Origin of the sequence: Rathayibacter sp. AY1H2, from assembly GCF_002931985.1 — a bacterium.
Taxonomy (GTDB): domain Bacteria; phylum Actinomycetota; class Actinomycetes; order Actinomycetales; family Microbacteriaceae; genus Rathayibacter.
In genome coordinates this window covers 124266-130603 of record NZ_PSUV01000008.1, presented here as the reverse complement: position 1 = coordinate 130603, position 6338 = coordinate 124266, and the positions used below count along the sequence as shown (strand labels likewise).

Below are 6338 nucleotides of genomic sequence, written 5' to 3'. Positions count from 1 at the left end.
CGGGAGACTCGCAGCATGACAGGACAGAGCACGACCCCGCCGGGCTCCGCGGAGCCCGGCGGGGTCGTGCTCTGTCCTGTCATGCTGCGAGTCTCCCGTGCGCTCCACGGCCCGAACCATCGGGGGAACCCCTGATCCGACCCCGAGAGCACCCCCGATCGTGCGGCCGACCTGTTTGGATTCAGGGGTGAGCACAGTCCCCGGCACCGCCGTCCGCCCCCCGCTGCAGCGGCCGCGGACGATGCTGCTCGGCGGAGTGTGCACCGCGGTCGCCGACCACCTCGGCTGGAGCGTGCGGAGGACCCGCCTCCTGGCCGTCCTCACGACCGCGCTCGGCGGGGGCGGCGCGCTCCTCTACCTCTGGCTCTGGGCCCTGGTGCCCCTCGCGCCGCTCGAGTCGCGCGACGCGGATCCGGCCGTCCGCCGCTCCGCTCCCGTGGCCGGCCTGCTGACCCTCGCCGCCGCCGTCGCGGCGCTCGCCGTGCTGATCACCGTCGACAGCGGCGACGACGCCGACATCACGCGCGCGCTCGTCGCCGTCGGCCTGCTCGCGGGAGGAGCCGTCGGCTGGAGCCTCGGGCTCGACCGCGGCGACGCCGTCCGCCCCGCCCGGTACGGCTCCGCGGTGCGCCTCGCCTCCTGCGCGCTGCTGGTGCTCGCCGGAGCGGCCGTGCTCACCGGCCGCCCGAGCGCCCTCAACGCGGTGCTCGCCGTGGGCGTGCTGCTGATCGCCGCCGGCGTGCTGGCCGCGCCCCGGGTGGTGACCCTCTGGTCCGAGCTGATGGGCGAGCGGGCCGCCCGCGTGCGCGAGGAGCAGCGGGCAGAGATCGCCGCGCACCTGCACGACTCCGTGCTGCAGACCCTCGCGCTCATCCAGAACCGCGCCGGAGCCTCGAGCGAGGTCGCCCGCATCGCCCGCGCCCAGGAGCGGGAGCTGCGCGACTGGCTGTTCGAGCGCGACGTCCCGGTCGCCAACGACCTGGCCGCCGAGGTCCGGGCGATCGCCGCCGCCGTCGAGCTCGACTACCCCGTGCACCTCGAGGTGGTGGCCGTCGGAGCGTCCGTCCCCGGCGCCGCCGCGCTCCTCGCCGCGACCCGCGAGGCCGTGCTCAACGCGGCCCGGCACGCGGGCGGCGACGTCTCGGTGTACCTCGAGTCCTCCGTGCAGGGCGTCGACGTGTTCGTGCGCGACCGCGGCCCCGGCGTCGTCCTCGACGAGGTGCCCGGCGACCGCCTCGGCATCCGCGAGTCGATCATCGGCCGGATGGCGCGCGCGGGCGGCAGCGCGACCGTGCGCCCCGGAGTCGGCGGCACAGGCACCGAGGTGCATCTGCGGCTCCCCGCGGAGGTCGAGCGGTGACCCGCGTGCTGCTGGTCGACGACCACTCCATCTTCCGCTCCGGCCTGCGGGCCGACCTCGCCCCCGAGCTCGAGGTCGTCGGGGAGGCGGCCGACGTCGACTCCGCCGTCGGCCTGGTCGCCTCGCTCGCGCCCGAGGTGGTGCTGCTCGACGTGCACCTGCCGGGCGGTGCGGGCGGAGGCGGGGCCGAGGTGCTGCGGCGCAGCGCCGGGTCGTCGTCGCGCTTCCTGGCGCTGAGCGTCTCGGACGCCGCGGAGGACGTGGTCGGCGTGATCCGCGCCGGCGCCCGCGGCTACATCACCAAGGCCAGCTCCGGAGCCGAGGTCAGCCGGGCCGTGCTCGCGGTGGCGGGCGGGGACGCCGTGTTCTCGCCGCGCCTGGCCGGCTTCGTGCTCGACGCCTTCGGGGCGCTGGCGGGCGAGCAGGCGGAGTCGGGGGACGAGCTCGACCGGCTCTCGGCCCGCGAGCGCGAGGTGATGCGCCTGATCGCCCGCGGCTACGCCTACAAGGAGGCGGCCGCCGAGCTCTTCATCTCGGTCAAGACGGTCGAGTCCCACGTCTCCGCCGTCCTCCGCAAGCTGCAGCTCTCCTCCCGCTACGAGCTCACCGCCTGGGCCTCCGCGCGCCGCCTGCTCTGAGGCGCGCGCGAGCAGTCAACCCCGTCCCTCCTCCCGCTCCTGCCGTCCGACACTGTCGGGACACGACAGGAAAGGACGACCCGATGGTGACCACCACCCCCGCTCTCCCGACCCTGGCCGAGCTCCTCCGCGACTCCCGGCCCGTGTCGCAGCTCTACGTCGACCTCGCGATCGACTCCGGGGACCCGCCGGACATCTCGCTCGAGCGCGCCACGTCCCTCGGAGACGAGCTCGCCCGCCAGGGCGCCCCCCAGGCAGACATCGAGGCCCTCACCGCTCTGCTCGAGGGGGCCGGGCGCCCCCAGGGCGGCTGCTGCCTCTTCGCGGTCGCCGTGGACGGGAGGGTCGTGCTGAACGAGGTGCTGCCGGGTCGGCCGGTCGCGCCCGAGGGCGTCTCCTACAGCCCGCTCCCCGACATCGTGCCGCTGCTGCAGCACCGGCCCGACCTGCGCGTCCTCGTCGTCGAGACCTCGCGGGACGGCGGCGAGATCCGCCTGCACCGCCTGGGCGCGCAGCGACCCGAGGCCGAGCAGGCCGTGCAGGGCCGCACCGACACCCTCCACAAGGCGCAGGCCGGCGGCTGGAGGCACGACCGGTTCCACCACCACGCGGAGGAGATCTGGCGGCGCACGCAGGCCGAGCTCGCCGCCGCGGTGGACGAGCTCGTGCGCGTGCACCGGCCGTGCCTGCTGGTCGTGGCGGGGGACATCCACGCCCGACAGCTGCTCGCGCAGCAGCTCTCGCCGAGCAGCGCCGCGATCCTGGCCGTCGAGCCCGTGAACACGCGGGCCGCCGGCAGCGAGGAGGGGGCGCTGGAGCGGTTCGTCGACGAGCAGCTCGACCGGATCCTGCTGCGCGAGAAGGAGGACGTGCTCGACGCCCTGCGCACCGGGGAGCCGCGCCGCACCGTCGAGTACTCGCTCGGCGCGATCGTCACCGCGCTGGCCTCAGCACAGGTCGAGACGCTGGTGCTCGACCCCGGCCGGCTGCGCGAGCGCGCTCTGCTGGCGCTCGCGGCGGAGCCGTGGGTCGCGTCGGCCCCGGAGGAGGCGCTGGGCGCCGAGGTGATCGACTCCGTCGACGCCGCCCTCGCGCTGGCCCGCGCCGCCGTGCTCACGGACGCGCGCGTGCTCGTCACCGACTCCCGCACCGCTCCGGAGGGGGCCGACGTGGTGACGCTGCCGCACGACGCCGACGCCGCGGCGATCCTCCGCTGGCGCACCGGCCCGCCGGTCCCGGGGGCCTGAGCGGCGGGTCCCCGAGCGCGACAGGGCCCGGGCCCCGATCCTGTGATCGGTCCCGGGCCCTGTCCGGCCTCACGCCTGCGGGTCGTCCTCGCCCTCGGCGGCCGCGCGGCGGCGCGCTCCGAGGCCGAGCGCGGTGGCGCCAGCGGCCAGGAGCGCGGTGGCGCCCGCGATCAGGCCGACGCTCTCGACTCCGGTCGAGGCCAGCCCGCCGCCCGAGCCGCTGACGGGCAGCGGGGTCGGCGTGCCGGTCGGCGCGGTCGTGGGCACCGGGGACGGAGCAACGGTGGGCGCCGCGGTCGGCCCGGCGGTCGGTGCCGTGGTGGGAGCAGCCGTGGGCGCGGTGGTCGGCGGGGTCGTCGGTGCCGTGGTCGGCCCGGCGGTCGGCGTCGGAGTCGGCGCCACCACCTGCGACGCCGGCAGGATCTGCACGATGGTCGGACGCGGTGCCGCCACCGCTCCCGCAGCCGTGGATCCGTAGTCCGGGAAGAACGAGGTCGGCGCCTCGAAGGTGCCCTCCTCGCCCGGGTGCTGCACCGCCACGAACACGTGCTGGTCGAGGTCGTGGACGATCGGTCCGCAGGTCTCGGCGTCGCGGGGCACCGAGAGGAACTGCTCCACCCTGCCGCGCGTCGCGCCCTCGAGCGCGACCTTGAAGAGCCCGTCGTTGTAGCCGATGCCGCTCGGGGCGCCGTCGGTCGAGATCCAGAGGTTCCCGACCGAGTCGAAGGCCAGGTTGTCCGGGCACGAGATCGGCGAGACCTGGTCCGCCGGGAAGCCGGAGAAGTAGACGACGTCGCCCTGCGCCTGGTCGCCGCAGAGCATCAGCAGGTTCCAGGTGAAGGTGCGGCCGGTCTGGTCGCCGCCGTCCTCGATGATCTCGACGATGTGGCCGTCGCGGTTCTCGGTGCGCGGGTTGACCTCGGTCGCGCCCTCCTTGGCGCCCTCGGTGCCGCGGGCGGAGTTGTTGGTGCAGGCCACGTAGATCCGGCCGCTGACCAGGCTGGGCTGCACGTCCTCGCAGCGGTCCATCTTGGTCGCGCCCGCGGCGTCCGCCGCCTGGCGGGTGTGGACGAGCACCTCGGCGACGCTCATCCCGGCGATCGTCGAGGCGCCGTTCAGCACCAGGGGCAGCCACTCGCCGATGCCGTCGAAGCCGCCGTCCGAGGGGACCGCCCCGGTGCCGGTGATCTCGGCCACGGGGGAGTCGCCGGTGAAGAGGGCGACGTAGAGGTCGCCCTCCTCCAACAGGGTCTTGTTGTGGGCGCGGTCGCCCTCGATGTAGCGCTTCGTCGAGACGAACTTGTAGAGGTAGTCGAAGCGCTCGTCGTCCCCCTGGTACGCGACCACGCGGCCGTCCGGGGCGATGATGACGTTCGCGCCCTCGTGCTTGAGCCGGCCGAGCGCCGTGTGCTTCTTCGGCGTGGAGTCGGGGTCGAAGGGGTCGAACTCCACGATCCAGCCGAAGCGGTTCGGCTCGTTCTCGTAGCCCGGGGTGCGGGCGTCGAAGCGGGGGTCGTCGAGCTCCCAGAGGCGCGAGGTCTCGGAGTCGGCGAGGCCGTAGCGCTTCTCGGCGTCGCTCGTGCCGACGGCGCGGAAGTAGCCGTTGAAGTTCTCCTCGCCCGAGAGGATCGTGCCCCACGGCGTCGTGCCCCCGGAGCAGTTGCCGAGCGTGCCGAGCACGGTGCGGCCCTCGGGGTCGGCGACCGTCTTCAGCAGGTCGGTGCCGGCTGCGGCGCCGGTCACCTCGTAGGGGGTGTCGAGCAGGTAGCGGCGGTTGCGCTCGCCCCCGCGGACGTAGGCCCACGGGCGGTCGACCGCGGTGCGGACCAGCTCGACGACGCTGAGGCCGTGGGCGGCGCGGCCGACGGCGCGCACGCGCTCCGGCTTCGCCTCGAGCTGCGCGGCCGGGAACATGATGCTCTCGTTCGTGTACTCGTGGTTCACGACGAGCAGGGCGCGGAGGCGCTTCGAGCCCGGGATCTCGACGATGTCGGTGTAGTCGTTGTTGTAGCCGAACTGCGCGGCCTGGGCGGCCTCCGTCTGGTCGGCGATGTCGAAGGCGGGGCTGTCGGCGAAGAGCGGGTCGCCCCAGCGGATGATCGGCTGCCAGGCGAAGCCCTCGGGGACGGTGAACCGGTCGACCGTGTACGGCACCGGAGCGATGGGAGTGAAGGCGAGCGGCGAGCCGTCGGCCGAGGTCGCCACGGCCGCCTCGGCGGTGGGTGCTCCTCCGGCGGACGCGACGGCGACGGTGACCGCGCCGGCCAGGCCGAGGCCGAGGGCGCTGCGGCGGGAGAGCTGCGACGAGGCGATGTCGCGGAAGTAGCTGTTGTGCGACGTGTTGCAGGTCGCGGTGGAGCAGGCGTTGGCGCACTTCAGCGCGCAGGTGACGGGGCTGCGCTTGCCGCGCACGTGGCCGGCCATCGGGAGGAGGAGCGGGCGGCGGGCGGTGTCTGACATGGAGGTCCTTCGATCACGAGCAGGAGACGCGATCGAGGCAAGCAGGGGGAGGGGGCGCCGATGCCGCCGGGTGGAGGCTCCTCCCTGAACGGATTGTGAACGTTCTCACAAGAAGGTGAGGCTCACCTTCCCTCCCCGCGGCCCTCCGAGCGCGCCTCCAGGACCGCCCCGACGTTCCCCGCGATCCACTCGACGACCGGCAGCAGCCGATCCGCCAGCTCCGCTCCCAGCGGCGTCAGCCGGTACTCGACGTGCGGCGGGACGACCGGCCGCGCCTCGCGGTGCACGAAGCCGTCCTCCTCCAGGATCCGCAGCGTCTGAGCGAGCATCTTCTCGCTGATCCCGCCGATCCGGCGCCGCAGAGCGCCCCAGCGCAGCGTGCCCGGAGCGAGCGCCGCGAGCACCAGGACGCCCCACTTGCTGGTGACGTGGCCGAAGACCTCGCGGCTCGGGCAGTCGGCGGAGTAGACGTCCCCGGCGAGCAGGGGGGAGTCGGCGATCATCATGGGTGCTCCTCGGGACAGGGGTGATGACAGTACTAACGAAATAGTGGGTACTGCATTCCGGGAAGCAGGAGGAGGATGCGCCGGTTGCACCCTCCTGGCGGCGGACCCCGCCCGCCCCACCCGTCAG

5 protein-coding genes are annotated in these 6338 nt (G+C 74.4%); 3 read left to right on the top strand and 2 right to left on the bottom strand.

The features are described 5' to 3' along the window. The first annotated feature begins 187 nt into the window (after positions 1–187). The 3 genes from C5C29_RS08140 to C5C29_RS08130 all read left to right on the top strand — a co-directional run bounded on the left by C5C29_RS08140 (position 188) and on the right by C5C29_RS08130 (position 3245). Complete coding sequence (locus C5C29_RS08140) at positions 188–1360, top strand: sensor histidine kinase (RefSeq protein WP_146083471.1); 1173 nt, start codon at positions 188–190, stop codon at positions 1358–1360. Beyond that, positions 1357–1998 (top strand): response regulator transcription factor, encoded by a 642-nt coding sequence (locus tag C5C29_RS08135; protein WP_104222839.1) that lies wholly within the window; start codon positions 1357–1359, stop codon positions 1996–1998. The genes C5C29_RS08140 and C5C29_RS08135 overlap by 4 nt, the downstream gene beginning before the upstream one ends. Before the next feature lie 83 nt (positions 1999–2081). Further along, the gene (locus C5C29_RS08130) at positions 2082–3245 is read left to right on the top strand and encodes a Vms1/Ankzf1 family peptidyl-tRNA hydrolase (RefSeq protein ID WP_104308230.1); all 1164 of its coding nucleotides are present in this window, start codon (positions 2082–2084) and stop codon (positions 3243–3245) included. Between the two features lie 69 nt (positions 3246–3314). On the opposite strand, the gene C5C29_RS08125 is transcribed toward C5C29_RS08130, so the two are convergent. Continuing rightward, the gene (locus C5C29_RS08125) at positions 3315–5705 is read right to left on the bottom strand and encodes a PhoX family phosphatase (RefSeq protein ID WP_104308229.1); all 2391 of its coding nucleotides are present in this window, start codon (positions 5703–5705) and stop codon (positions 3315–3317) included. Positions 5706–5827: 122 nt separating this feature from the next. Then, positions 5828–6211: a helix-turn-helix domain-containing protein gene (locus C5C29_RS08120; RefSeq protein WP_104308228.1), complete on the bottom strand. Its 384-nt coding sequence runs from the start codon at positions 6209–6211 to the stop codon at positions 5828–5830. Positions 6212–6338: the final 127 nt, after the last annotated feature.